A 23,569-nucleotide genomic window follows, 5' to 3' on the forward strand; every position below is an offset into this window, starting at 1 on the left:
AAGGAGATCACGCCTGCAAGGCGGGGAAAGAGGAGAGAGACATGAGGGTATTGCATACGGGCGATTGGCATTTGGGCCGGACGCTGGAAGGACGAAGCAGGCAAAAAGAGCAGGAGCAGTTCATCGACGAACTGGTGGCGGCGGCAGACGAGTCGCGTGCCGATCTCGTGCTTATGGCCGGGGATGTGTACGATTCGGTCAATCCGCCTGCCGCTGCGGAGCAGCTGTTTTATGAAGCTGCGGCCCGTCTGACCGAAGGCGGACGTCCGCTCGTCGTCATCTCGGGCAATCACGACCAGCCCGAACGGGTTTCCTCTGTCTCTCCGCTTGTGGGCAGACACGGCATTACGCTCATCGGTCTTCCGACAGACCGGACGATTACCGTTCAGGCTTCACGTACGGGCGAGACGGCCAAAATCGCGGCTCTTCCGTATCCGTCCGAAGCTAGACTGGGTGAGCTGCTGGCAAAAGACACGGACGAGTCCGAGCTTCGGCTGGCCTACAGCGCGCGCGTCGGGAAGCTTATGCAGCAACTTGCCGGCGAGTTCACGCCGCAAACGGTCAATCTTGCGATGAGCCACATCTATGTGCTCGGCGGTGTCGAATGCGATTCGGAGCGTCCGATTCAGGTAGGCGGCGCTTATACGGTTGACCCTTCGGCCCTGGACTGCGGGGCGCAGTATACCGCGCTCGGGCATCTTCACCGTCCGCAAATGGTAAAAGGAGCGGGTCTGATCCGGTACAGCGGCTCTCCGCTGGCGTACAGTTTTTCGGAGGCGGGACAGGCAAAATCAGTGACGCTTATTGATGTCGCGCCCGGCGGCGAGCCGGTGCTGGAGGAGATTCATTTGTCCTGCGGCCGGCCGCTTGTAAAGTGGGACTGCACGGGCGGTCTGGAAGAAGTGTACCGGTGGCTGGACGAAGGACGGGATGCGTCCGCTTTTATCGATCTGCAGATCCGGTTAAACGAAGCGATGTCCATGGCTGATATTCAGCGGCTGCGAAAAGCGAGAGAAGGCATCGTCCATATCCGTCCCATCTACCCTGAAATGGAGCGGGAAGCGGAAGCTGTTATGCGTTCGGGACTGCCGGTGCAGGAGCTGTTCCGCAAGTTTTACCAGCGGCAGACAGGGGGCGCGGAGCCGGAGGACAGCCTGGTGGAGCTGTTCCTTCAGCTGGCTGCGGAAGACAAGGGCGAGTCCAGCGGGGAGGAGAATGCTTAAATGAAGCCGATTAAGCTAAAGCTGTCGGGGCTGCAGAGCTACCGGGAGACGCAGGAAATTGATTTTGCCAGCCTGTGCGAGACCGGGTTGTTCGGGATCTTTGGCCCTACGGGAAGCGGCAAATCGACGCTGCTGGACGCCATTACCCTGGCGATGTACGGCAAGGTGGAGCGGGCGGTGAACGGCACCCAGGGGATTATGAACCATTCCGAGGATACGCTGGAGGTTGCGTTTACCTTTGAGCTGTCCTCTCCATCGGGGCCGCGCCGCTTCCGGGTGGAACGGCGTTTTAAGCGTACGGGCGACCAGTCGGTGAGTAATAGCGTCAGCCGGTTTGTGGAAATCGGGGAGACGGGCGAAGAAAGCGTGAAGGCCGATAAGCTGGCCGACGTCACCCGCTGCGTGGAGGAACGGATCGGGCTGAAAATGGATGATTTTACCCGGGCAGTTGTACTGCCGCAAGGCAAATTCGCCGAATTCCTGTCGTTAAAAGGGGTGGAGCGCAGGCAGATGCTGCAGCGCCTCTTCCATCTGGAGCAGTACGGCGATCAGCTGAGCCTTAAGCTCAGCCGCCGCGTGAAGGAGAACGAAGGAGCGCTGCGTGCCGTTGAAGCCGAGCAGCAGGGCCTTGGCAGCGCAGGCAAAGAGGATGTGCAGGCCGCCGAGGAGCGGCTTCAAGATGCGGTGAAGCAGGCTGCCGAATGCCGGTCCCGGCTGGAAGAAACCGCCGTACGGATGGAACGGATGGCCAAAATCCGGGAGTGGGTGCAGGAGCGGTCGCGTCAGCAGCACCGGCAGGAGGCGCTTCAGCGGGAAGAAGCGGACATCGCTGTGCTTGAAGACCGGCTGGCCCGGGCGGGCGAAGCGGAGAAGCTGCGGCCCGCGCTGACCGCGTGGCGGGAAAGCGAGGCGGCCTGGCGCGCCAAGCTGGAACGGGCCGCGCAGCTGGAGGCGTCCGCTGCGGAAGCGGAACGCGAAGCGGTCGCGGCGTCGGCGGCGGCGGAGAACGCCGAGCGTGAGCTGGCGGACCGGGAGCCTGCGCTCCGTGAATCGATGGAGCGCTACCGCAGGGCGGCCGAGACGGAAGGCGAGCTTGAAGCGCTCCGCCGCGAGATCGAGACGCTGGCCGTCCGCCGGCAAGAGGCGGAGGCGGCGCTCGCTGCGCAGAGCGGAACGCTGGAGCGCGAGCTGGCGCTGCTGGACAAGGGCCGCCGGCGCCAGCAGGAGCTGCAGGAGGCGCTGCTGCCGCTGGAGGTCCGCTCGCAGGAGCGGCAGACACTCCAGGAAGCGGTGCAGCTGCTTCAGCGGCTGCGGGCCGCCCGGGAGCAGCAGGCCCAGGCGGACGCCGAACGCGCCGCGCGGGCCGAAGCGCTTGCCGCGGCGGAGCGGCGGTTCGCCGAAGCTGAGGCGGCGGAGCGGCAGCATGCCGCCGAGCGCGGCATGCTGCTGGGCGGGGCCCTGCAGCATCTTGAGCGGCTGGAGGCCGCCGAGCACGCCGCCGGCGCGGCCGGCGAACGGCTGGAGGCCCGCGCATCCGCGCTGGCTGCCGCGCTGAAGGAGCGCGAGCTGCACCGCCTGTCGCTTGCGCTTGCGCGGGAGCTGGCGGACGGCAGCCCGTGCCCGGTATGCGGCAGCACGCACCACCCTGCGCCGGCCTCGCCGGCGGAGGAGGGGGCTCCCGCGGATGAGGAGCGGGAGCTGGAGGCGCTGCGCCGCCAGGCCGACAGCCTGCGCGAGACACGGCTCAAGCTGCAGGCGCTGCTTGAGCAGGACCGCGACTGGCTGGAGCAGGCGTACGGCGCGGACGCGCTTGCCGCGGCGGCGGAAGCCGCTCCGGCCGGCGAAGCGCCGCACGCCGCGGCCGATGCGGCCGTGTCCGGCGCCGCCGCTGCGCCTGGCGCGCTTGGCGCCAGCGCCCTGCACGGCGCAGCGGTCCTCCCCGGTGCTGCGCACCCAGGGAACGCCGCCTCGCTGGACGCCGCCTCGCTGGACGCCGCCTCGCTGGACGCCGCCTCGCTGGACGCCGTCTCGCCAGACGCCGCCTCGCCGGGCGCTCCGGCCGCGGACACCGTCCCGGCCATCACCGCGGCCGAAGCCGGCCTGCGCGACGTTTCGCGCAGCCTGCGGCGCGCCTTGGCCGACTGGGCCCGCACGCTGCAGGACAGCGGCGAACGGCGCCTGGCTGCCTCGGCTGCGCTTGAAGCGGAGCGCGCCTGGGACGTTCAGGCTGCCGCGCGTGCAAGCGAGCTCGCCGCCCAGGCGGAGGAGCTGCGCCGCGAATGGGGGGAGCGGTTCTCGGGCCTCGCGCCGGAGGAAGCCGAGCAGGCCAGCGGCGAGCTGCGCCGCAAGGATGAGCAGGCGGAGGAAATCCGCGGCCGTCTGGAAGTTGCCGTCAAGTTCCTGGACGAAAAAAGTGCTTCCGTACAGCAGCTTCGCGAACGCATAGCTTCGCTGGACAAGGAACTCGCGCAGTGGAACGCCCAGTATGAAGGCAAGCAGGAGCTGGGACGCGAACGGGAAGAGCGGCTGAAGCAGTGGACGGATGGCCGCCCGGCCCGGGAGCTGCTGGAAGCTTGCGAACGGACGCTGCGTTCGCTGGCCGAAGCGGCCGAGTCCAGCCGGCGGAAGCTGCGGGAGGCGGAGGAACGGCGGCAGCTGGCCGTCCGCGAAGCAGCCATTTCCCGTCAGGCGGCGGAGTCTGCGGGAGAACACAGTGCGGCGCAGTCTGCACTATGGGAAAAAAGCCTGCTGAAATCTCCGTTTGTATCCGTCAGTGAAGCCGAAGCGGCCGTCCTGCCGGTGCAGGAGCGCGAAGTTATGCAGGCACGGGCCGCTGCGCACCGCGAAGCCGAAGCAGAGGTGACGCTGCGGCTGCGGCATCTGGCCGAGCAGCTGAACGGAGCGGAACTGACGGAGGAGGAATGGCTGGAAGGGGAAGCTGAGCTGCTGCGGCGCAAGCAGGAGGACGAGGAATCGCTCCAGCTTCGGGCCCGGGCCGAACGCGATCTGGAGGATCTGCGCCACCGGCACGCCCGCTGGACGGAGCTCGAAACCTCCCGCCGCCGCTATGCGGAGGAAGGGGAGCGCCTTTCCAAGCTGCAGTCCTGTCTGCGCGGCAATGCGTTTGTAGAATACATTGCGGAAGAACAGCTGATGCAGGTCTGTCAGGCGGCATCCCAGCGGCTGCGTTTTCTCAGCAAGCAGCGATATTCGCTTGAGGTGGATTCGGGCGGTGGCTTCGTGATCCGGGATGACGGCAACGGCGGCGTAAAGCGGCCTGTATCCACACTGTCCGGAGGAGAGACGTTCCTTACTTCGCTGTCGCTTGCGCTTGCGCTGTCGGCCCAGATTCAGTTGCGCGGACAGTATCCGCTTCAGTTCTTTTTCCTGGATGAAGGGTTTGGCACCTTGGATACCGAGCTGCTGGACACCGTGATTACCTCGCTGGAACGGCTTCATAACGACCGGCTGTCCGTAGGCATTATCAGCCACGTTCCGGAGCTGCGGGCCCGGCTTCCGCGGAAGCTGGTTGTAGTGCCGGCCGAACAGGGCGGCGGGGGATCGAGGATCATTATGGAAAAAATGTAGCCGTACGGAAAATATGTGATTATCGTCACAGAGACAGCATAACCCCCCTGTTATAATACAGGTAAGCCGACATCATTTAAGAAACACCTCGGCGGACGTATGACCGGGAGCGAACCTCCCACTCATACGCCCGCTGTCTGGAACAGCTTTTATAAGCTGACAGGGTGTTTCTATTTTTTTTGTCTTTTTACCGTATTTGTTTTATTACCATACTTGTTTTTATCTCGCTTATCCATTGTTCCCCTTGTCTTTTACTGTCTTATTCTATCTTTTATCCTCTGGTTCTCTTTATTTCTCTCTATTTCTCTCTATTGCTATTGCCCATGTCCTTTAATGTCCTATATCTCTTTTACTCCCTTAAGCTCCTTTACCGCTTTTATTTCACGATTGAGTTCGTAACCGAACATTCCGCCTAAGATTGAAGCGGGGGCATCGGAAAGAAGAAACTGTTATGGGACAGTTACAGATCCGCTTGGGTGCAGCCCGTGACAGGAACAGGAATACCTTCTCCAAGGCAGCGGGATGGGAAAGTATTTTTTACGCTAATGAGAAAAACTTGCAGCCACAAGATGGAGGAAGATGGGGCTGGGGCATGGAGGAAAAGGGAACCATACAACTGCCAGATCTTCAAGTCTGTATGACACCTTCAAAACTGCACAAAAAATCCGGCTGGATAATGTTCATCATCTTCTGGCAGAACATCAGGGTAAAGGGTGAAAACAGTGGTGAAACTATCGTCTTCAATAAGGTGTTGAATGACCTGTTCAATTCTTTCTCTGCTGATGAGATCTATCAATACCATATCACTTGACCAAAATAAGTTCTTCGCAAAAGAAAAAGGACATTCCCCACGAAATTCTAAATAATAACAAAGGGGTTAGGGTAAAAAGGCATTTTCCATATTCAGCACGTCAATGCCTATCATCAACGACTAAAAAAGTGGATGGAACGCTTCAATAGTGTCGGCACGAAAATACATCGATAACTATTTGTTTTGGTTCCGATTCTTAGAAATGCATAAACATTTAAACAAGAAACATGCTAAGCAAACGATGGTGTTTGAAGCTTGTAAAAAACATCACATTCACCACAGTACAATCTTTCAGGCCGGGCTTGTTAAGGCACTATACAATTTTGTTCAATTCTTCTAATAACCTACTTTTTAATTCTTCCAATGCGTCATTACTTGGTCTTACGCTTTCTGAATACATGGTTTCTTTTGGTGTCCACCAAACAGGATATTTGGGGGTAGGTTCGGACAACCTTCTTGGAAATATGTGCCAATGCATATGTGAATCGCCGTTACCAAGAAGTTCATAGTTAAGCTTGTCTGGTTTGAACGCTCTATAAACAGCTTCAGATACTTTGCTCATTTCAAACAGAAACTTCTGCTTATAATCACTATCTAATTCGTGAAGTTCATTCTTATGTTCCTTACAAAGAAATAGTGTGTATCCTTTGAAATATTGGTGATCTCCAATCACCACATAGCCCGTTTCAAGTTCAGCTACAAAATATTTATTTGTGCCTTCCTTAATCATGTTAATTCGGTTGCAAATCAAGCAATTTTCCATAAACGGAACCTCCCAATGTCTTTTTGTTATCCAAGTAATTCCATATTAACATGGAAATTTCTCGTTTAGGAACAAAGCTTTGTTGCATATGTCACATTAACAACAATATCTACGAAAAGAGTCTAGAATAAAGTATCGTGCTCATATAGTTTACTCGGACGGACCCACTCAAAATTACTTAAACCGATCTCCCGGAAACCGTATTTTTCGTAGTATCCGATATGATCCGTTGCTAAGTAAATCTTTTTGTTTCCTAACTGAAAAGCTGTTTTTCTTGCGTGCTGCAGAAGAAGTGATCCTAGGCCCTTCCCTCTTTCACTGCTGTCAATGAATATGCCCTCCTTGGTGACAAGTCTTTTCGGAGCAGACGATCCTGCTAAATCATTTGATAATATGGCGATACTCAGGCTTATCTTTAATCGATAGCTCGTATATCTCTAACATAGATATTCCTTCATAGCGTTTTTTCTTTTTAGAGTACCGTGCAAACTCGAGGAACAAAAAGGCGAGAACAAGTATAATTATTATCTACTCTGCTGTCTAACCAATGGACAACTTTTAAATAACATGCCGGTCAGCATAAGTAAACATGACTATCTAACGAACAATATAATGATCTGGATTAGTTGCGTCACAGCTGTCCCTCCCGCCTTTCGTTCCGGCGCTGAATCCGGTATGATAAATAGCGTGAGGGCAGGGCGGACGTCGGCAAAGCAGCCGGAAGGAACAAATTTACGGCCGCCCTGCGGCTATCGACCGATTTTTTCGAAAGGATGTTGAGCGATGGAAACGATTTTCAGCAAAATTATTAAAGGCGAGATTCCCTGCAACAAAGTGTTCGAGAACGAACGGATTTTGGCGTTTCACGATATTCAGCCGGCTGCGCCAGTGCATGTGCTGATTATTCCGAAGAAGCCGATTCCGTCGATGAACGACGTGACCGAAGAGGATCTGCCGGTGATTGGCGAGATTCACCAGGTTGCCCAGCAAATCGCCAAGGAATTGGGTATTGCCGATACTGGCTACCGTCTGATCAACAACTGCGGTCCGGACAGCGGACAAGCCGTGTTCCATCTGCATTATCATCTGCTGGGAGGCGGGAAATTGGGGGCCTTAACCGGCAATTCGACTTCCCACGCGTAATTTTGACACTAAGTACGGCTTGTTTCAGTTTGAAAAGTGGAAAAAAGACGTTGCGGCAGGTTGACACCCTCTTTCTGTTTAACCTATAATGAAATTTGATGAACCGTGTTATGCTCTTGGACGGTCTGGTCGGAGGGAGGGAAAACTGGTGTCTGAAACGAAAGTTCGCAAAAACGAATCTATTGATGCTGCACTTCGTCGCTTCAAACGTTCCATCGCTAAAGATGGCGTACTGGCTGAGGTGAAGAAACGCAAGCATTATGAGAAGCCGAGCGTTAAGCGCAAGAAAAAGTCTGAGGCTGCTCGTAAGAGAAAGTTTTAGGAGGAACACCCAAGCATGAATCTTAGCGAACGATTGAACGAAGATATGAAGCAAGCGATGAAGAGTAAGGACAAGTTCGCACTCTCCACCATTCGAATGGTTCGTTCGACGATAAAAAATCTTGAGATAGATCTAAAAAGAGATTTAGACGACAGCGAAGTGCTTGATATCCTTAGTCGTGAGATCAAACAGCGCAAAGATGCCCTCCAAGAATTTGAAAAAGCGGGCCGAGACGAGCTTGCCGAAAGTACGAGAGCAGAAATCGAGATTATCCAGAAATATCTTCCTGAGCAGCTTTCCGAAGAAGAATTAAAAGTCATTGTACAGCAGACCATCCAGGAAACCGGTGCTTCTTCGAAAAGTGAGATGGGTAAGGTGATGAGCGCGTTGATGCCTAAGATCAAAGGACGCGCCGATGGTAAACTTGTGAACCAGACGGTTCAGCAATTTCTGCAATAATATAACGAACGCACCCCTTTAACCAAGGGGTGCTTTTCTTTTCTTCTCCTACATATCCATTTAGCAGTGCCGGTCCTGATGAAACGCACGGGCATTTTTTACGTATTACTTCGTGAAGGGTTGATCCGCGTATTGCCGATACATCTCGCGGAGGGCGGAATGTGAAGGACCGTGCAGTCCCATGTATAAGCGGCCGCCCATTCGGTATACGCTTTTATTACACTAAAAGGAGGACACACCAGTGACCGGACTACGCAAATTACCGGCGGCCGTTCGAGCAATATTCGCCGTACTCCTGTTCCTGCTGCCGTTTGGATTCGTGACCGGAGCCGGGAATGCGGCGGCTTCCGCGGTTTCCGCGGCTGCTTCGCCTTCGCTAACTGCATCGTCTTCGCTAATTGCATCGACGTCGCTAACTGCATCGTCTTCGCTAATCGCATCGACGTCGCTAAGTGCATCGTCTTCGCTAACTGCCTCGACGTCGCTAACTGCATCGTCTTCGCCAACTGCATCGACGTCGCTAACGGCTTCAGCATCGGCAGCCCCTACGTATTTAGCATCCGCTTCGGCAGCAGCGTCTACTCCGAAGACGGGGCCTGTGTTTATTATCCCCGTCGATCAGGAGATCCGGCAGGGACTGCAGAGCTTTTTGGAGCGCGGATTTGAAGAAGCCGGCAACTATGGAGCGGTGCTGATTGTGCTGGAGATTGATACGCCTGGGGGGCTTGTCGCCTCTGCTGAGGAGATCGGGACCATGATTCGGGACAGTTCGATTCCGGTCTTGGCGTACATTAAGGGCGACGCCGCATCCGCGGGCAGTTATCTCGCACTGAACGCCGACCAAATTGCGATGAAGCCCGGCAGCATGATCGGAGCGGCTGCGTTGGTTGACGGAACGGGCAGTCCGGTTGACGACGCCAAGCTGATTTCCTTCTGGAAATCGAAAATGGCCGGCGCGGCGCAGCTGAACGGCAGAGATCCGGATGTGGCCGCCGGCATGACCGACGTAAATATGGTCGTCGACAAACCTGAACTCGGCGTACACAAAGAAAAAGGGCAGATCATTGCTTTGACCAGCGAACAGGCGCAAAAAGCGGGTTACGCCGATTATATCGCCGATTCCCCGGAAGAGGCTGTGCAGGCGATGGGGTATTCGACTGACGATGTATTTCAAGTGAAGCATACCGGGGCGGAGAAAATGTCTCAGTTTCTGACCAATCCGGTGGTGATGACGCTGCTGCTCTTTATCGGAATTGCCGGTGTGGTCATTGAAATGCTCGTACCGGGGTTTGGCGTTCCGGGTATTATCGGGACCCTGGCGTTTGTGCTGTACTTTTTCGGCAACTATGTGGCCGGCTTTGCCGGTTCGGAGACGTGGCTGCTGTTTATTCTTGGCCTGGTTATGATGGTTCTTGAGCTGTTTGTTCCAAGCTTCGGCATCCTTGGGATACTCGGTTCGGTCAGCCTTATCGCAGGCGTCATCCGGGCAGCCTACAGCTATACGCATGCGCTGTTCAGCCTGGGCATCGCCTTTGCGGCGGCGGCCGTTGTGGTAACGATTGTCGCGGTGGTTTTCAAGGAGCGGGGGATCTGGAACCGGTTTATCTTAAGCGAAAGCCTAACAACTGATCAGGGATTTGTGCCTTCGCTCGAGAAAAGCGGTTTGATAGGACAAAAAGGGGTCAGCATTACGCCTCTGCGTCCTGCGGGCACTGCGCTAATTGCCGGCGAGCGGGTTGATGTCGTTACCGAAGGCGGATTTGTTGGTGCGAACCTCCCCGTAGCCGTTGTCAAAGTCGAAGGCGGCAGGATTATCGTGAAAGAAGTAAAAGATTAAGGTAAACTATGGATAGAACGTGTCCGGCATTCTGCCGGCACGCCATGTCTTGTGGTATGCCAAACCTTATAACGGAGGGACAAAATGGAACCAACTTTGATTACAGGTTTGCTGATCGCAGTAGTGGTCATTATCGTGCTCAGCGTATTTTTCAGTTTTTTCCCGGTCATGCTCTGGATATCCGCGCTTGCATCCGGCGTGCGGATCGGAATTATTACCCTTGTGGCGATGCGGCTGCGCCGGGTAACCCCAAGCCGGATTGTCAACCCGCAGATCAAAGCAACCAAAGCGGGTTTGGGTTTGAATATCAATCAGCTGGAAAGTCACTACTTGGCGGGTGGTAACGTCGACCGTGTGGTTAACGCTTTGATCGCCGCCCAGCGGGCGAACATTCCGCTGGAGTTCACGCGTGCGGCAGCAATCGACCTGGCAGGACGCGATGTGCTGCAGGCGGTACAGATGAGCGTTAACCCGCGTGTGATTGAGACGCCGACCGTAGCCGCGGTTGCGAAAGACGGGATCGAAGTGAAAGTTAAAGCCCGGGTAACGGTTCGTGCGAATATCGACCGTCTCGTCGGCGGCGCAGGCGAAGAGACCATCATCGCCCGGGTTGGCGAGGGTATTGTAACGACGGTAGGTTCCAGTAACTCGCACAAAGATGTCTTGGAAAATCCGGACTCCATCTCCCGGACAGTATTGTCCAAAGGTCTGGACGCCGGCACGGCGTTCGAGATTCTGTCGATCGATATTGCGGACGTGGATGTAGGCAAAAATATCGGCGCTTATCTCCAGACGGAACAAGCTGAAGCCGACAAGCGGATCGCCCAGGCCAAAGCCGAGGAACGCAGAGCGATGGCCGTCGCTCAAGAACAGGAAATGAAGGCCCGCGTCGTCGAGATGAAGGCGCTGGTTGTTGAATCCGAATCCCAGGTGCCGCTGGCGATGGCGGAAGCGCTGCGCGCCGGACAAATTGGCGTGATGGACTATATGAACCTCAAAAACATTGAAGCCGACACTCAGATGCGCGGCTCGCTCGGCAAAATGGGGGATCAGGGCGACGGGTCCGATTCATCCAAAACCAACAAGTAAGGGATGTGAAGTCCCATGGGCAGCTTGATTTACATCGTGGCGGTGATTTTGTTTGCTGTCATTTCCGGCTTGAGCAAAACCAAGAAGCAAGGCGGAACCGGCAAGCCGTCCGGAGGTGGAATGCCGACATTCGGCGGCGGCGAACGCGGCGGGCCTATACTGAACCGTCCGAACCGTCCGCAGGAAACGGCAGGCCGCGGCAGCGGCTTTCCGGCGCCAAAAGCGGAGCGGCCCGGGACTTCGTCCTGGGAGGAGCCGTCACGGACCGCACGGCCAGCTGAACCGCCGCAACGCAGCTCCCGCGAGCAGTTCCCTTCGCCGGACTATGAGACCGGCGAAGGCGTATCGCTGGAGCAGGCGGAAGACAGCGTAGAGCTCCGGACCCGCCGGATGGAAGAAGAGCTTCGCCGGGTGCATGCTTCTTTTGACGGAATCGCCAAGTATGGCGACAGCCTGAGTGAAAGTCCGCAGGAGAAACGTAATACGCGCAACCGGAAGCCTGAGCCGTCAACGTCTTCCGCAAGCAGCTTGCAGACTGATCAGGAGCAGCTGCGAAGCGGGCTCATTTGGGCGGAAATCCTCGGCCCGCCCCGTTCCCGCAGGCCGCACTCCATGCGCAGAGATTCGTAAAGTCAGGAACAGCGCGGTATATTTTGCACCGTATCCATTAAGGATACGGTGTTTTTTTGTGCCGGGAGGACAGCAGCCATGCGACGATAAGGACGTTGTTACCTGAAAACCTGTGCATTTTATGTCATCATTATGTTAGGTATCAGGGTGTAAAAAGTGATTAAAGGAATAAATTCACAAATGTATCCGCTTTACTTTTGAGACAGTCACAACTATTTATTAAAATGCAAAGAAATGTGTCATTTATATTGACACATCAAAAAGCATCGCTTATATTATTAACATCACTGGAGAATATAAAACTTAAATCTCACGAAATCGCCCTAAAACATAGTCTATACATAAGTTTTTTAAGAGAAATCAGCTGCTTGTCTGTCTAATTAATCCAATGGTGAAATTAATGGGGGAACCCTGTGATGAAGAAGCATGATCAGGACTTTATGAAAAGGCAGAACCGGCTGACCGTGTTCGAGATGATCAAGAACCGGCATCCCATTTCCAGAGCGGCAATCGCCAAGGAAACCGGGATGAGTGCAACTACGGTGGGCCGCATTGTCGGAGAACTGGTTGATGAGGGTTATATCTGCGAGTCGGACCAGGCGCCTACCGCTGGGCTCGGCCGGAAGTCCACGCTGCTCGGCGTGGTAGACGAATCGGTGCTTGCGGCGGGCGTTGAAGTCGATCTGCACCGGATTGATATCGGCATCGTTAACCTGCAGGGGCAAATCATCTGCGGAACTTCGTTTACAAGGACGGAGGAGCCGGCGGAAGAGACGATTCGCCGGATCGCCGAAGCGCTGCAGAGCCTGATTGAAAGCGAGCAAATCGACCGGTCGAGGATAAAGGGCATTGGCGTTGGACTGCCGGGCATTGTGAACAACGAGACAGGCATTGTTGTCTTTTCGGTTCAGCTGGGGTGGAAAAACGTGCCGCTGGCAGAGAAGCTGTCCGGGCTCACCGGCCTTCCTGCCGCAATCGACAATGAACTGAAGGTTATGGCGCTGGCGGAGCATCTTCGAGGTTCGGCGATTGGTTCGAAGCGGACGGTGCTTGCCGGATTCGGCAACGGAGTTGGTTCAGCGCTAATCGTCGAAGGAGAAATTTACCGGGGGGATCTGAACAGCGCCGGCGAGATCGGACATACGACGGTTGACCCGGGTGGAGCGCTTTGTGAATGCGGCAAGGCAGGCTGCCTGCAGACGTACATCAACATCAGCGCGCTGCTGTCGGAGGCTAACAAAATCCGGCCGGTCCGCACGATCCAGGAACTGTTTGATGCCAAGCGGGCGGGGGAAGGCTGGGCCGTTCATTTGGTCAACCGGGCTCTCACTTACATGGCGATCACGGTAAACAATTTGGTCTGCATGTACAATCCGGATTGCGTCATCGTAAGCGGCGAACTGGTGGACGATTTTCCTGAGGTGTATGAAGGAATTGGCGAGCTGTGCGCTTCCAGGTATGTGTGGGAGCCGCTCCGGGATTCCTTTCAGCTGCTGCGGTCTACGCTGGGCGACAAAAGCGTGGTCACGGGATCGGGACTTCTGGCGCAGCTCCGTTTTTTCCGGCTGGATTAACAGAAGACCAGCGCGAACAGCAGCCGCGAACAGCTGCTAGGAACATACGAAACACGGGGGGAGTTACCTATGGGATTTACACCGCTGGTTGAAGAGTACCGTGGAGGACTGCTTGAAAATGTCCATTATGGCGCCGTTAGCGTTGTGGACGAGGAAGGAACGGTGCTGTACCGGGCGGGAGACCCTCACCGGATGACGTTTTTGCGGTCCGCCGCCAAACCGGTTCAGGCGATGCCGGCGATGAAGCGGCGCGTCCGGGAGACATATGGGCTGACGGGCGCGGAAACCGCATTGTTCACCGCGTCCCACCGCGGCGAAAGCTACCACATTGACGCGCTGGAATCGATTCTCCGCAAGACGGGAATTCCCGAGGACAGCCTGTACTGCGGAAGCACCTACCCGCTGAATGAAGAGGCTAAGGCAGAACGGTATCGGGCCGGAGAGTCCAAACGGAAGTTGTTCCACAACTGCTCCGGGAAACATTCCGGCATGATCGCGCTCTGCCGCAGCGCCGGCTGGGATGAATCTACTTATTACGAGCCTGGCCATCCGCTGCAGCGCGAGATTATGAATACCGCAGCCGAGCTGTCCGGTCTGCCGGTGGAGGAGATTCCGCAGGGAGTCGACGGCTGCGGGCTGCCGGTATTTGCCCTCCCGCTGGACCGGATCGCCTGGGTGTATTTGAAGCTCGCCTGCCCCGATCTGATCTCCGATCCCGCTTCGCGGGAAGCAGCGGCGGATATCGCCGCCTTGATGAACGAATATCCCGATATGATCGCCGACCGGCAGTTCGTTTGTTCGGCCCTGCTGAAGGACGACAATCTGGTGGCAAAAGGCGGCGCCAAAGGCGTATATGCGATCGGTCTCCGCAAGGAACGCATTGGCATTTCCCTGAAGGTGTCAGACGGATCGGAGCAGGTTTGGCCGTGCATTATCGCCACCATTTTGGAGCGTCTCGGCTACGGCAACACAGCGACGATCGACCGTCTGTACGCGCTTGTACCCAATGAAATTACGAACGACGCGGGTGCGGCTGTCGGCGAACGCCGAGCGGTGTTCCAGCTTGAATCGTGATGAACTCTTTTGCCGTGAACGCTCTTAAGAAGAGGCGGCCCTGGAACTGTGAAAGCACGCCCGCAAGGCGTATTTCTCTATAACATCAAACTTCAAGGGGAGTGATTGGACATGAAGAAAAGAAGAAAAGTATGGCCGATGATGATGCTGCTGCTCACCATCGCCGTTACGGCAGCAGGCTGCGGCGGCGGTTCAAACGGCAATAGCGGGGGAAACGCGGCGGCTAACGGCGGTGCCGCTTCGTCGGCGCCGGAAGGTACCGCACCGGCTTCGGACGGCGCAAAGGTGGTCTCCAAAAATGGCAACAACCTTGTGATCGGTGTGGACGCCAACTTTACGACGCTTGATCCCCACAATATCAGCGACACGAATTCAATCACTGCGGTTCGCACCATGTATGAAGGTTTGATGGGTTTTGACGAGAATATGCAGCTCAAAGAAGTGCTCGCAGACAGCTACAAAATCAGCGACGACGGATTGGTGTATACCTTTACCCTGAAGGAAGGCATCAAGTTCCAGGACGGCGCGGAGTTCAACGCTGAAGCGGTGAAAGCGAATCTGGACCGCGTGCTGGACGAAAGCAAAAGCCTGAGAATGCGCAGAAGCTTCACCAAAGTCAGCAAGGTGGAAACGCCTGACGCAAAAACGGTGGTGATTACGCTGAGCGAGCCGTATGCGGCGCTGCTCAACAAGATGGCCATGCTGCTGATCGTCAGCCCGAAGGCGCTGGCGGAAGGCGGAGACATTGCCCAGAAGCCGGTAGGCACAGGTCCTTTTAAATTCAAAGAGTGGACGCAGGGCGACAAGCTTGTTGTAGAGAAAAACGCGGAGTACTGGCAGGAAGGGCTCCCGAAGGTTGACAGCCTGACATTCAAGCCAGTGCCTGAAAACGGCGCGCGGATTGCCATGCTGAAGACGGGCGAAGCCGATTTTATTTATCCGATGCCGGCAGAGCAGGTGGCGGGACTTGAGAGCGACAGCAGTGTCGTGATCGACAAAGTGGATTCCACCATCGTCCGGTACGTTACCCTGAACACGATGAAAAAGCCTTACGACGACGTTAAAATCCGCCAGGCGATCAACTATGCCATCAATAAAGAAGCATATGTAAAAGTTGTGCGTTCGGGCCTCGGGACCAAGCTGGATTCCACGATGTCCCCGAAGACGCAGTACTACTCCCAACAGACCGGCTACGACTATGATCCGGAAAAAGCAAAACAGCTGCTCGCCGAAGCGGGTTACCCGGACGGCTTCAAAGCCGAAATCTGGGGCGGCAATGAATCGGAGACGGTAAAAGGCATGCAGTTCTTCCAGCAGCAGCTTGCGCTGGTAGGCATTGATGTGGAAGTGAAGTCGATGGAAAGCGCCACGTTGTCCGATCAAATCAACTCCGCTACCCCTGAAGATGCGGCCATTCAAATGTGGTATGTAAGCTGGTCGCCGTCCTCCGGCGACGCCGATGGCGCGACGCGCGGACTGTTCAGCAGCGAAATGTTCCCGCCGGCCGGCTCCAACACGGCTTACTACAAAAACGAACAGGTTGACCAATGGATCGCCGAAGCAAACAAGTCGACCGATCCGGAGAAAGCCAAAGCGATTTATGCCGATATCCAGAAGACAATCTGGGAAGAAGCGCCTTGGGCATTCATGGGCGTTGACCAAATCGTGTCCGGCAAGAAGCCGTACCTGGAAGGCGTAAAAGTATATCCGGACGGCAGCATCAACCTGCTGAACGCCGAAGTGAAGCAGTAAGCCTAAGGCGAATCCGGTCCTTTAATCAAGCTTTGGTTCAAAAAGGGGCCGCTTCCTGAATAGCAACCGGGAAGACGGCCCCGCTTTTATTTAGACAACCCGAAGGAGGCCAATCACGTGGGACGATACGCTTTGCAAAGGCTCTTCGGAGTCATCCCGCTGCTGTTCGTCGTTTCGGTGCTGGTGTTTTTGTTCATCCATCTGATTCCGGGCGATCCCGCCCGGCTGGTGGCCGGCAAAGAAGCGACGCTCGAAGAAATCGCCGCCATCCGGACGCAGCTTGGGCTGGATCTTCCGCTGTGGAAGCAGTATCTGGACTATATGGGCAACCTGTTCCGGGGCGACCTCGGCACCTCCCTGGTGTCCGGTCTGCCGGTAACGGAAATGCTGCAAAGCCGGATGATGCCGACGGTATGGCTTACGCTCCTCAGCATGGGCTGGGCGCTGGTCATCGGCGTGCTGGCGGGCATTGTCGCCGCGGTCAAACGGAACCGCTGGCCCGATTACGTCACCATGGTGACCGCGATTTCCGGACTGTCTATCCCGGGCTTCTGGAGCGGCCTGGTGCTGATTCAGATTTTTTCAGTGGAGCTGGGCTGGTTCCCGACAGGCGGCGTAGACACCTGGAAAGGTTATGTGCTGCCGTCCATTACGCTGGGCCTTGGGATCATGTCTATGCTGGCCCGTTTTTCCCGCTCGTCCATGATTGAAACGATGCGCGAGGATTATATCCGGACCGGCCGCGCCAAAGGGCTGCGGGAATTTGCGGTCGTAGGACGGCATGCGCTGCGCAATTCCCTGATCCAAGTCGTCACGGTAGCGGGCCTGCAGTTCGGCTTTTTGCTGGGCGGATCGGTTATGGTGGAAACCGTCTTTAGTATTCCGGGCCTCGGAAGGCTGCTTGTCGATTCAATCGAATTCCGGGATTACACCGTCATCCAGGCTGAACTGCTGCTGTTTGCAACCGAATTTATTCTGATTAATCTGGCCGTCGATCTGCTGTATGGAGTGCTGAACCCGAAGATCAGATACGCGGCGAACTAAAAGGAGGACAACGCCATGAGTCAACAACCGACCGTGATGGAGGCCGGCCCCGCGCTGGCCGCGCAAGCGGCGCCGCAGAGTCTGCCCAAAGGCAGAGTCCGGCAGTTCGCCGCCAAATTCAGCCGGCAAAAGCTGTCCCTGGCAGCGGCGGTTTTTATTGTGCTGCTGTTTATAATTGCCGCGCTGGCGCCGGTTATCGCGCCTTACGATCCCAACGCGCCGGACTATGACGCCCTGATGGCCGGACCTTCGGCCAAGCATTGGGCGGGAACCGACGAATATGGACGCGATATTTTGAGCCGGCTGATCATCGGGGCGCAGCTGTCGCTTGGTGTCAGCCTCAGCTCAGTGGCCATTGCCGCGGTGGCCGGGACGTTTCTCGGACTGATCAGCGGGTATTACGGCGGCTGGCTGGACCGGCTGATCATGCGGGGAAGCGATGTGCTGTTTTCGTTCCCGGACCTGCTGCTGGCCATCGGCATTGTGGCGATTCTCGGGCCGGGTCTGTCGAATGTCGTGATCGCCGTTGCCGTCTTCGGCATCCCGTCGTTTGCCCGGATTATCCGCAGCGTGACGCTGTCCGCAAAGGAGACGCTGTTCGTGGAAGCGGCCCGCTCCATGGGAGCAAAAAACGGCCGGATTATCTGGAAGCATATTTTTCCGGAGACGGTGCCGACGATTATCATCAACGTGACGATGAAAATCGGTTCGGCGATTCTGGCGGCGTCTTCGCTGAGCTTCCTCGGCATGGGCGCAAAGCCGACCGAACCGGACTGGGGCGCGATGCTGAGTATGGCGCGCGATTATCTGAGTATTGCTCCGCATATCGTGTATTTCCCCGGCGCGGTTATTTTTATCACCGTACTTGCTTTTAATCTGTTGGGAGACGGACTGCAGGACGCGCTGGATCCCAAATCCAAAAACTAGGAGGGGCGGCCATGGCTGAGGCATTGCTGGAAGTACGTCAGCTGCAAACGGAATTCAGACGCGGGCGGAGCAGCGTTACGGCGGTCGCCGGGATTGATTTTACCATTAACCCGGGCGAGGTTGTTGGACTCGTTGGCGAGTCGGGCTGCGGCAAAAGCGTCACCTCGCTGTCGATCATGCGGCTCCTGAAAGACACGCCCGGCGAAATTACGGGAGGCGAGGTCCGTTTCGCCGGCGTCGATCTGACCAAGCTGAAAGAAAATGAAATGCGGTCGATTCGCGGCAAGGACCTGGCGATGATTTTTCAGGAACCGATGACGTCGCTGAATCCGGTGCTGCGGATTGGCAAACAGCTCGAAGAGCCGATTATGCTGCATTTAAAATACAACCGGAAACAGGCAAGAGAACATGCGGTCCATATGCTGCGCCAGGTCGGCATCCCCCGCGCCGAAGAGGTGGCCGGCGATTATCCCCATCAGCTGTCCGGCGGGATGCGGCAGCGGGTCATGATTGCGATGGCCATGTCGTGCAATCCCAAGCTGCTGATCGCCGACGAGCCGACGACCGCGCTTGATGTAACGATTCAGGCGCAGATTCTCGACCTGATGAAGCGGCTGAAGGAAGAGCAGCACATGGGCATGCTGCTGATTACGCATGATCTCGGCGTCGTGGCGGAAATGTGCGACCGCGTTGTGGTGATGTACGCCGGACGGGTGGTCGAGCAAGCCGCCGTGGGCGAGCTGTTTGAGAATCCGCAGCATCCGTATACGCAGGGACTGATCCGGTCTGTGCCGAAGCTGCGCCAAAAGGTGCGGCGGCTCGATTCGATCGCGGGCAACGTCCCCGATCTGTCCCAGATGCCGGCCGGGTGCAAATTCGCGCCGCGCTGCCCGCATGTGATGGACCGGTGCACAGCGGCCGAACCAGCGCTGCTGCCGCCAGGCGGAGAGGCTGGGCGGCTGAGCCGCTGCTGGTTGACCCAGCCGGCCGGAACGCCGGCAGCGGAAGGAGGGGGACGCGGATGAATGAACCGGCGCTGATTGAAGTCAAAGGGCTGCGGAAATCGTTCGAGATTAAAAAAGGCTTTTTTGGACAGTCGAAACGGCTGCGTGCGGTGGACGGCATCTCTTTTGCCATTCGTAAAGGCGAGACCTTCAGTCTCGTGGGAGAAAGCGGCTGCGGCAAATCGACGACCGGCCGGCTGGTCACCCGGCTGCTGACGCCAAGCGAAGGCGAAATCTGGTTTAACGGTCAAAATATCAGCTCGTTCAGCGATAACAAAATGAGACCCCTGCGCAAAGAGATGCAGATGGTGTTTCAGGACCCTTACGCGTCGCTGAATCCGCGGATGAAGGTCAAGGAGCTGGTGGCTGAACCGCTGCTGATCCACACGAAGCTTAGTCCAAAAGAGCGGGACCGTCTGGCCGGCGAGCTGCTGGACACAGTGGGCCTGAACAGCCTGCATGCGGAACGCTTTGCGCACGAATTCAGCGGCGGTCAACGCCAGCGGATCGGCATTGCCCGGGCGCTGTCGGTGAGGCCGAGCTTGATCGTCGCCGATGAGCCGGTGTCCGCGCTTGACGTGTCCATCCAGTCGCAGGTGCTGAACCTGCTGCAGGATCTGCAGGAGGAGTACGGGCTTACGTATCTTTTTATCTCGCATGATCTCAGTGTGGTGGAGCATATCAGCGACCGGATTGGCGTGATGTATCTCGGAACGCTGGTGGAGTCGGCGCCCAAGGATGCGCTGTACGACCGCCCGCTGCATCCGTATACGCAGGCCTTGCTGTCTTCCGTGCCCGTGCCGGACCCGAAGCTGAAGAAAGAACGGATCATCCTGAAAGGCGATCTGCCAAGTCCGGTAGATCCGCCTACTGGCTGCCGGTTCCACACCCGCTGTCCGTCCTGCATGGAGATCTGCAAGCGGATAGAGCCGGTGTTCCAGGAAGCGGAGCCCGAGCATTGGGTGGCCTGCCATCTGTATGATGAAGCGGCGCTGAAGTCAGCGGGGCAGTGAAATAAGCAGCGGAAGAAGGTGCTTTGGGATGGAAGTGGTTTTTGATGCTTGGGAAGCGGCTGAAGTGGAGCTCCGGTTCGTCAAGGAAGGCCAAACAGACGGACCGCGGCTGCGTTCCGGGCAGGCCCGCGAGGGAGCGGTCACCTGGTTTTATGGTCGGCGGGACGGGGAGACCGATCTGCTGACGGTTGGCCTTGGGGCGGCAGAAGAACCCTCGCTGGAGACGCTCCGGCGGGCGGCAGGGGCTGCGGCGCGGGCGCTGCTGCGGGAGGAACGGCGCAGCGCGCGGCTGACCGGCGGCGTCCCCGGCAGCGCCGGGCCGGAAGCCAGACTGCAGGCGGCAGCGGAAGGATGGCGGATGGGCCAATACCGGTACGATGCCAGCCGGGGGAGAACGAAGCGCCCGGGTGCCGTCAGGCTCAGCTTGCGGCTTGAGGAGTGGCCGGGCCTGGACGAAGCCGCCGCTATGCGCGCGCTGATGACGGCGGAGATCCGCGAACGGGCGGTACGGCAGGCGAGGGACTACGTGAACGAACCGCCGGAGCGGCTGAATCCGGACAGCTTTGTCCAGCGGATCAAGCAGCAGTTCGCTGATTTGCCGGTGCAGGTCACGGTGTACCGCGGAGAAGAGCTTGTCCGGCGGGGCATGAACGGACTGCTGGCGGTAGGTGCAGGCAGTCCGCACCCGCCCGCGCTTGTGGAAATCGCGTATGAAGGTAACTCCGGCTCGCCGCTGCTTGCCCTCGTCGGCAAAGGCGTCACCTTCGACATGGGCGGCATGAACGTTAAGACGGGCCGCGATATCAGCGACGCCCGGATGGATATGGGCGGCGCCGCAGCCGTAGCCGGGGCGATGGAGATTCTGGCCCGTACCCGCGCGGCTGTGCGGGTGACGGCGCTGATTGCCATCGCCGACAATCTGCCGGGCGCGGCGGCGATGCTGCCCTCGTCGGTCGTCACCTACCCGAACGGGCTGACCGTTCAGGTGGCCAACACCGACGGGGAAGGGCGGCTGATGCTGGCGGACGCCCTGCTGCACGCCGCCGCCCTTGGCGCAGAGGAGGCGATCGATATCGCCACGCTGACGGGAAACGTCGGCCAGGCGCTTGGCCTCGGCCTTGCCGGGATCTGGGGGGATGCCGGAATGACCCGGCAGCTGGCCGCCATCGGCGAGGAGAACGGCGAACGCCTGTGGCCGATGCCGCTGGTTGACGATTACGAATCTGAACTAAAGAGCGATTACGCGGATCTGCGCAATGTCGGAACCTCCGTGTATGCGGGGGCGATAACGGCAGCGCTGTTTATCCGCAAGTTCGTGTCCCCCTCCATGCGCTGGGTGCATATCGATATGGCAGGCACCGTTCAGTACAAACGGGAGCTGCCCTACGCAGAGGTAGGGGCGACCGGATACGGCGTCCGCCTGCTGGCCGACTATGCGGCTGCGCGTGCGCAGGAAGGGCCGGTAATGCCGGGAGAGGAGGGGCCTGTATGATGAAGCTGGAGGTTATCGCGACCTGTATAGACGACGCGCTTACGGCGGAAGCCTGCGGCGCGGACCGGATCGAGTTGATTACCGCCATGACCGAAGGCGGCCTGACGCCCGGCATCGGCCTGGTCCGGCAGACGGTAAGGGCGCTGAGCATTCCCGTGCATGTAATGATCCGGCCGCACAGCCGTTCCTTTGTGTACGGTCCGCCTGACGCGGACACCATGGCGGAGGAAATTCAAGCGGTCTGCGCGGCGGGCGCTGCAGGCATCGTCGTCGGCGCTCTGACCGGGGACGGCCGGATTGACGTCCGTCTGCTGGAGCGTCTGCTCCCGCTTGCGGACGGGATGCAGGTCACGTTTCACCGGGCCTTCGACGAGCTGGCGGATTTACTCGAAGGGCTGGACGTATTAAAACAATACCCGGCGGTTACCCGGGTATTGACATCTGGCGGCCTGCTCCCCGCCCCTCAGTCGGTTCCGGTCATCCGCGGACTGGTGGAGCGCTGCGGGGACGGCCCGCTGGGCATTTTGGCGGGGCATGGCCTTACGCCGGAGGGAATCGAAGGATTTTGCCGGGAAACCGGAGTCGGCGAAGTTCATTTCGGCTCCTCCATCCGCTTTCAGCGTTCGGGGCTTGCGCCGATCGATCCGGAAGCGCTCCGCGCTTTGGCGGAGCGTCTACACACGGAAGGGATGAGAATAGACAGAAGAGAAGGGTGAGGCGTGATGCAGCAAGCGGAAACCTATGTCGTCGGATTGGATCTGGGGGGAACCAAAATCGCCGCGGGCCTGTTTGATGCCCGCGGCGTGCTGATCGGGCGAGAACAGCTGGAGACCGGCAAAGGAGGGACGGCCAGGGAGCTGGTCACCCGGATGAACGGAATGATCCGTTCGGTTGCAGGCGGAAAGCCGCTTGCCGGTGTAGGCCTCGCTTCTCCGGGAGCTGTGGACAGCCGCAAAGGCATTGCCCTGAACGGAACCAACCTGCCGGAATGGAACGGGGTGCCGCTGAAGGAATGGATGGAAGCCGAACTGCGGACGGAAGTCCAGGTTGTCAATGACGCAAACGCCGCCGCCTGGGGAGAATTTGTGCGCGGAGCGGGGCGCGGAAGCACAAATATGGTGTATATCACGTTCAGCACCGGAATCGGCGCGGGGCTTGTCCTGGACGGCCGGCTGTTTCTTGGCTCCCATTCGTTCGCCGGCGAATTGGGGCATACGGTGGTTGACCCGGCCGGACCGGTCTGCAGCTGCGGCCGTCGGGGCTGCTGGGAGACGTTTGCTTCCGGCACGGCGATCCGGAACGAGGCGCTGCGGCGGCTTGCGCAGCAGACTTCCCTGATCGCGGAAATCGCGGATGAACAGGGCGAGAGCCTGTCGGCGAAGCATGTTTTTGAAGCGGTAAGGCGCGGGGACCGGGTAGCCGGTGAAGTTTTTGAACGCACAGTTCATTATATGGCGCTGGGATTGTCCAACATCGTGCATGCCTACAATCCCGATGTTCTGGTGATCGGGGGCGGGGTCAGCCGGGCGGGCGAACTGCTGCTGTCGGCTGTCCGCACGCGGACCGAGCAATATGTAATGGCGCCATACCGGGGCACGTACCGGATTACAGGTGCAGAGCTTGGCGACGATGCCGGCCTGATCGGCGCGGCGGCCCTGTTCCAGGATGCCGGTTCCGGAGCTATAGAGGCTCAGCCGGCGGTAGAGGCGGGCGGCACAGCTTAGAATCCCGGTTATAGCGGCCTAAATATTAATCGAATACTTCTGTATGGCCAACCGGCCGGTTAGGGAAATTTCCTTAGCTGGCCGGTTTATTTTTTTAGCG

At 57.7% G+C, this 23,569-nt stretch carries 21 protein-coding genes and 1 pseudogene; 20 read left to right on the forward strand and 2 right to left on the reverse strand.

Annotated features, from left to right (window positions below):
• Window positions 1-41: 41 nt before the first annotated feature.
• The 4 genes and pseudogenes from ACE6ED_RS09275 to ACE6ED_RS09290 form a co-directional block, all read left to right on the forward strand.
• A complete protein-coding gene (locus tag ACE6ED_RS09275; RefSeq protein WP_410826837.1) occupies window positions 42-1,223 on the forward strand; it encodes an exonuclease SbcCD subunit D in 1,182 nt (393 codons plus the stop codon).
• Window positions 1,224-4,811 carry an AAA family ATPase gene (locus ACE6ED_RS09280; protein ID WP_410826838.1) on the forward strand — a complete coding sequence of 1,196 codons (3,588 nt, stop codon included), beginning with the start codon at window positions 1,224-1,226 and terminating at the stop codon, window positions 4,809-4,811.
• A 451-nt stretch (window positions 4,812-5,262) separates the two neighbouring features.
• The gene (locus tag ACE6ED_RS09285; RefSeq protein WP_410826839.1) at window positions 5,263-5,622 is read left to right on the forward strand and encodes a hypothetical protein; all 360 of its coding nucleotides are present in this window, start codon (window positions 5,263-5,265) and stop codon (window positions 5,620-5,622) included.
• A gap of 75 nt (window positions 5,623-5,697) precedes the next feature.
• Window positions 5,698-5,827 (forward strand): annotated as a pseudogene (locus ACE6ED_RS09290) (IS1595 family transposase); the annotation flags it as partial.
• Between the two features lie 108 nt (window positions 5,828-5,935).
• Here the strand turns inward: ACE6ED_RS09290 and ACE6ED_RS09295 are convergent.
• Together ACE6ED_RS09295 and ACE6ED_RS09300 are read right to left on the reverse strand one after the other, a co-directional pair.
• Window positions 5,936-6,385 (reverse strand): HIT family protein, encoded by a 450-nt coding sequence (locus ACE6ED_RS09295; protein WP_410826840.1) that lies wholly within the window; start codon window positions 6,383-6,385, stop codon window positions 5,936-5,938.
• A gap of 122 nt (window positions 6,386-6,507) precedes the next feature.
• Window positions 6,508-6,798, reverse strand: coding sequence for a GNAT family N-acetyltransferase (locus ACE6ED_RS09300; RefSeq protein ID WP_410826986.1), 291 nt, complete (start codon window positions 6,796-6,798; stop codon window positions 6,508-6,510).
• 370 nt (window positions 6,799-7,168) lie between these two features.
• Between ACE6ED_RS09300 and ACE6ED_RS09305 the strand changes: the two genes are divergently transcribed.
• The 16 genes from ACE6ED_RS09305 (at window position 7,169) to ACE6ED_RS09380 (ending at window position 23,469) form a co-directional block, all read left to right on the forward strand.
• Window positions 7,169-7,528 (forward strand): histidine triad nucleotide-binding protein, encoded by a 360-nt coding sequence (locus ACE6ED_RS09305; protein WP_410826841.1) that lies wholly within the window; start codon window positions 7,169-7,171, stop codon window positions 7,526-7,528.
• 148 nt (window positions 7,529-7,676) lie between these two features.
• A complete protein-coding gene (rpsU, locus tag ACE6ED_RS09310) occupies window positions 7,677-7,850 on the forward strand; it encodes a 30S ribosomal protein S21 (protein WP_036712328.1) in 174 nt (57 codons plus the stop codon).
• 15 nt (window positions 7,851-7,865) lie between these two features.
• Window positions 7,866-8,309, forward strand: coding sequence for a GatB/YqeY domain-containing protein (locus tag ACE6ED_RS09315; protein WP_410826842.1), 444 nt, complete (start codon window positions 7,866-7,868; stop codon window positions 8,307-8,309).
• A 241-nt stretch (window positions 8,310-8,550) separates the two neighbouring features.
• Window positions 8,551-10,146: an NfeD family protein gene (locus tag ACE6ED_RS09320; RefSeq protein ID WP_410826843.1), complete on the forward strand. Its 1,596-nt coding sequence runs from the start codon at window positions 8,551-8,553 to the stop codon at window positions 10,144-10,146.
• Window positions 10,147-10,230: 84 nt separating this feature from the next.
• Window positions 10,231-11,235: a flotillin-like protein FloA gene (gene floA, locus ACE6ED_RS09325; protein ID WP_410826844.1), complete on the forward strand. Its 1,005-nt coding sequence runs from the start codon at window positions 10,231-10,233 to the stop codon at window positions 11,233-11,235.
• A 15-nt stretch (window positions 11,236-11,250) separates the two neighbouring features.
• On the forward strand, window positions 11,251-11,865 hold the full coding sequence (locus ACE6ED_RS09330; RefSeq protein WP_410826845.1) for a hypothetical protein: 615 nt from the start codon (window positions 11,251-11,253) through the stop codon (window positions 11,863-11,865).
• 416 nt (window positions 11,866-12,281) lie between these two features.
• The gene (locus ACE6ED_RS09335) at window positions 12,282-13,439 is read left to right on the forward strand and encodes an ROK family transcriptional regulator (protein ID WP_410826846.1); all 1,158 of its coding nucleotides are present in this window, start codon (window positions 12,282-12,284) and stop codon (window positions 13,437-13,439) included.
• A gap of 69 nt (window positions 13,440-13,508) precedes the next feature.
• Window positions 13,509-14,513, forward strand: coding sequence for an asparaginase (locus ACE6ED_RS09340; RefSeq protein WP_410826847.1), 1,005 nt, complete (start codon window positions 13,509-13,511; stop codon window positions 14,511-14,513).
• 111 nt (window positions 14,514-14,624) lie between these two features.
• Window positions 14,625-16,265: a glutathione ABC transporter substrate-binding protein gene (locus ACE6ED_RS09345; RefSeq protein WP_410826848.1), complete on the forward strand. Its 1,641-nt coding sequence runs from the start codon at window positions 14,625-14,627 to the stop codon at window positions 16,263-16,265.
• 117 nt (window positions 16,266-16,382) lie between these two features.
• On the forward strand, window positions 16,383-17,309 hold the full coding sequence (locus tag ACE6ED_RS09350; RefSeq protein WP_410826849.1) for an ABC transporter permease subunit: 927 nt from the start codon (window positions 16,383-16,385) through the stop codon (window positions 17,307-17,309).
• Window positions 17,310-17,324: 15 nt separating this feature from the next.
• Window positions 17,325-18,236, forward strand: coding sequence for an ABC transporter permease (locus tag ACE6ED_RS09355; protein WP_410826850.1), 912 nt, complete (start codon window positions 17,325-17,327; stop codon window positions 18,234-18,236).
• Between the two features lie 11 nt (window positions 18,237-18,247).
• Window positions 18,248-19,261 carry an ABC transporter ATP-binding protein gene (locus ACE6ED_RS09360; protein WP_410826851.1) on the forward strand — a complete coding sequence of 338 codons (1,014 nt, stop codon included), beginning with the start codon at window positions 18,248-18,250 and terminating at the stop codon, window positions 19,259-19,261.
• Window positions 19,258-20,253 (forward strand): ABC transporter ATP-binding protein, encoded by a 996-nt coding sequence (locus ACE6ED_RS09365; RefSeq protein ID WP_410826852.1) that lies wholly within the window; start codon window positions 19,258-19,260, stop codon window positions 20,251-20,253. Before ACE6ED_RS09360 ends, ACE6ED_RS09365 begins: the two co-directional genes overlap by 4 nt.
• Before the next feature lie 28 nt (window positions 20,254-20,281).
• Window positions 20,282-21,745, forward strand: coding sequence for a leucyl aminopeptidase family protein (locus tag ACE6ED_RS09370; RefSeq protein WP_410826853.1), 1,464 nt, complete (start codon window positions 20,282-20,284; stop codon window positions 21,743-21,745).
• Complete coding sequence (locus ACE6ED_RS09375) at window positions 21,745-22,461, forward strand: copper homeostasis protein CutC (protein ID WP_410826987.1); 717 nt, start codon at window positions 21,745-21,747, stop codon at window positions 22,459-22,461. Before ACE6ED_RS09370 ends, ACE6ED_RS09375 begins: the two co-directional genes overlap by 1 nt.
• A gap of 6 nt (window positions 22,462-22,467) precedes the next feature.
• Window positions 22,468-23,469 carry an ROK family protein gene (locus tag ACE6ED_RS09380; RefSeq protein WP_410826988.1) on the forward strand — a complete coding sequence of 334 codons (1,002 nt, stop codon included), beginning with the start codon at window positions 22,468-22,470 and terminating at the stop codon, window positions 23,467-23,469.
• The last annotated feature ends 100 nt before the right edge of the window (window positions 23,470-23,569 follow it).

This window comes from Paenibacillus nanchangensis (genome assembly GCF_046543445.1).
In the GTDB taxonomy this organism is placed as follows: Bacteria; Bacillota; Bacilli; order Paenibacillales; family Paenibacillaceae; genus Paenibacillus_AQ; species Paenibacillus_AQ nanchangensis.

Excerpts from the sequence above, each read along its gene's own strand:
- floA (WP_410826844.1), top strand. The coding sequence starts at position 10,231 with ATGGAACCAACTTTGATTACAGGTTTGCTGATCGCAGTAGTGGTCATT.
- ACE6ED_RS09330 (WP_410826845.1), top strand. The coding sequence starts at position 11,251 with ATGGGCAGCTTGATTTACATCGTGGCGGTGATTTTGTTTGCTGTCATT.
- ACE6ED_RS09285 (WP_410826839.1), top strand. The coding sequence starts at position 5,263 with ATGGGACAGTTACAGATCCGCTTGGGTGCAGCCCGTGACAGGAACAGG.
- ACE6ED_RS09315 (WP_410826842.1), top strand. The coding sequence starts at position 7,866 with ATGAATCTTAGCGAACGATTGAACGAAGATATGAAGCAAGCGATGAAG.
- ACE6ED_RS09355 (WP_410826850.1), top strand. The coding sequence starts at position 17,325 with ATGAGTCAACAACCGACCGTGATGGAGGCCGGCCCCGCGCTGGCCGCG.
- ACE6ED_RS09340 (WP_410826847.1), top strand. The coding sequence starts at position 13,509 with ATGGGATTTACACCGCTGGTTGAAGAGTACCGTGGAGGACTGCTTGAA.
- ACE6ED_RS09345 (WP_410826848.1), top strand. The coding sequence starts at position 14,625 with ATGAAGAAAAGAAGAAAAGTATGGCCGATGATGATGCTGCTGCTCACC.
- ACE6ED_RS09365 (WP_410826852.1), top strand. The coding sequence starts at position 19,258 with ATGAATGAACCGGCGCTGATTGAAGTCAAAGGGCTGCGGAAATCGTTC.
- ACE6ED_RS09375 (WP_410826987.1), top strand. The coding sequence starts at position 21,745 with ATGAAGCTGGAGGTTATCGCGACCTGTATAGACGACGCGCTTACGGCG.
- ACE6ED_RS09370 (WP_410826853.1), top strand. The coding sequence starts at position 20,282 with ATGGAAGTGGTTTTTGATGCTTGGGAAGCGGCTGAAGTGGAGCTCCGG.
- ACE6ED_RS09280 (WP_410826838.1), top strand. The coding sequence starts at position 1,224 with ATGAAGCCGATTAAGCTAAAGCTGTCGGGGCTGCAGAGCTACCGGGAG.
- ACE6ED_RS09305 (WP_410826841.1), top strand. The coding sequence starts at position 7,169 with ATGGAAACGATTTTCAGCAAAATTATTAAAGGCGAGATTCCCTGCAAC.
- ACE6ED_RS09275 (WP_410826837.1), top strand. The coding sequence starts at position 42 with ATGAGGGTATTGCATACGGGCGATTGGCATTTGGGCCGGACGCTGGAA.
- ACE6ED_RS09335 (WP_410826846.1), top strand. The coding sequence starts at position 12,282 with ATGAAGAAGCATGATCAGGACTTTATGAAAAGGCAGAACCGGCTGACC.
- ACE6ED_RS09380 (WP_410826988.1), top strand. The coding sequence starts at position 22,468 with ATGCAGCAAGCGGAAACCTATGTCGTCGGATTGGATCTGGGGGGAACC.
- ACE6ED_RS09360 (WP_410826851.1), top strand. The coding sequence starts at position 18,248 with ATGGCTGAGGCATTGCTGGAAGTACGTCAGCTGCAAACGGAATTCAGA.
- ACE6ED_RS09295 (WP_410826840.1), bottom strand. The coding sequence starts at position 6,385 with ATGGAAAATTGCTTGATTTGCAACCGAATTAACATGATTAAGGAAGGC.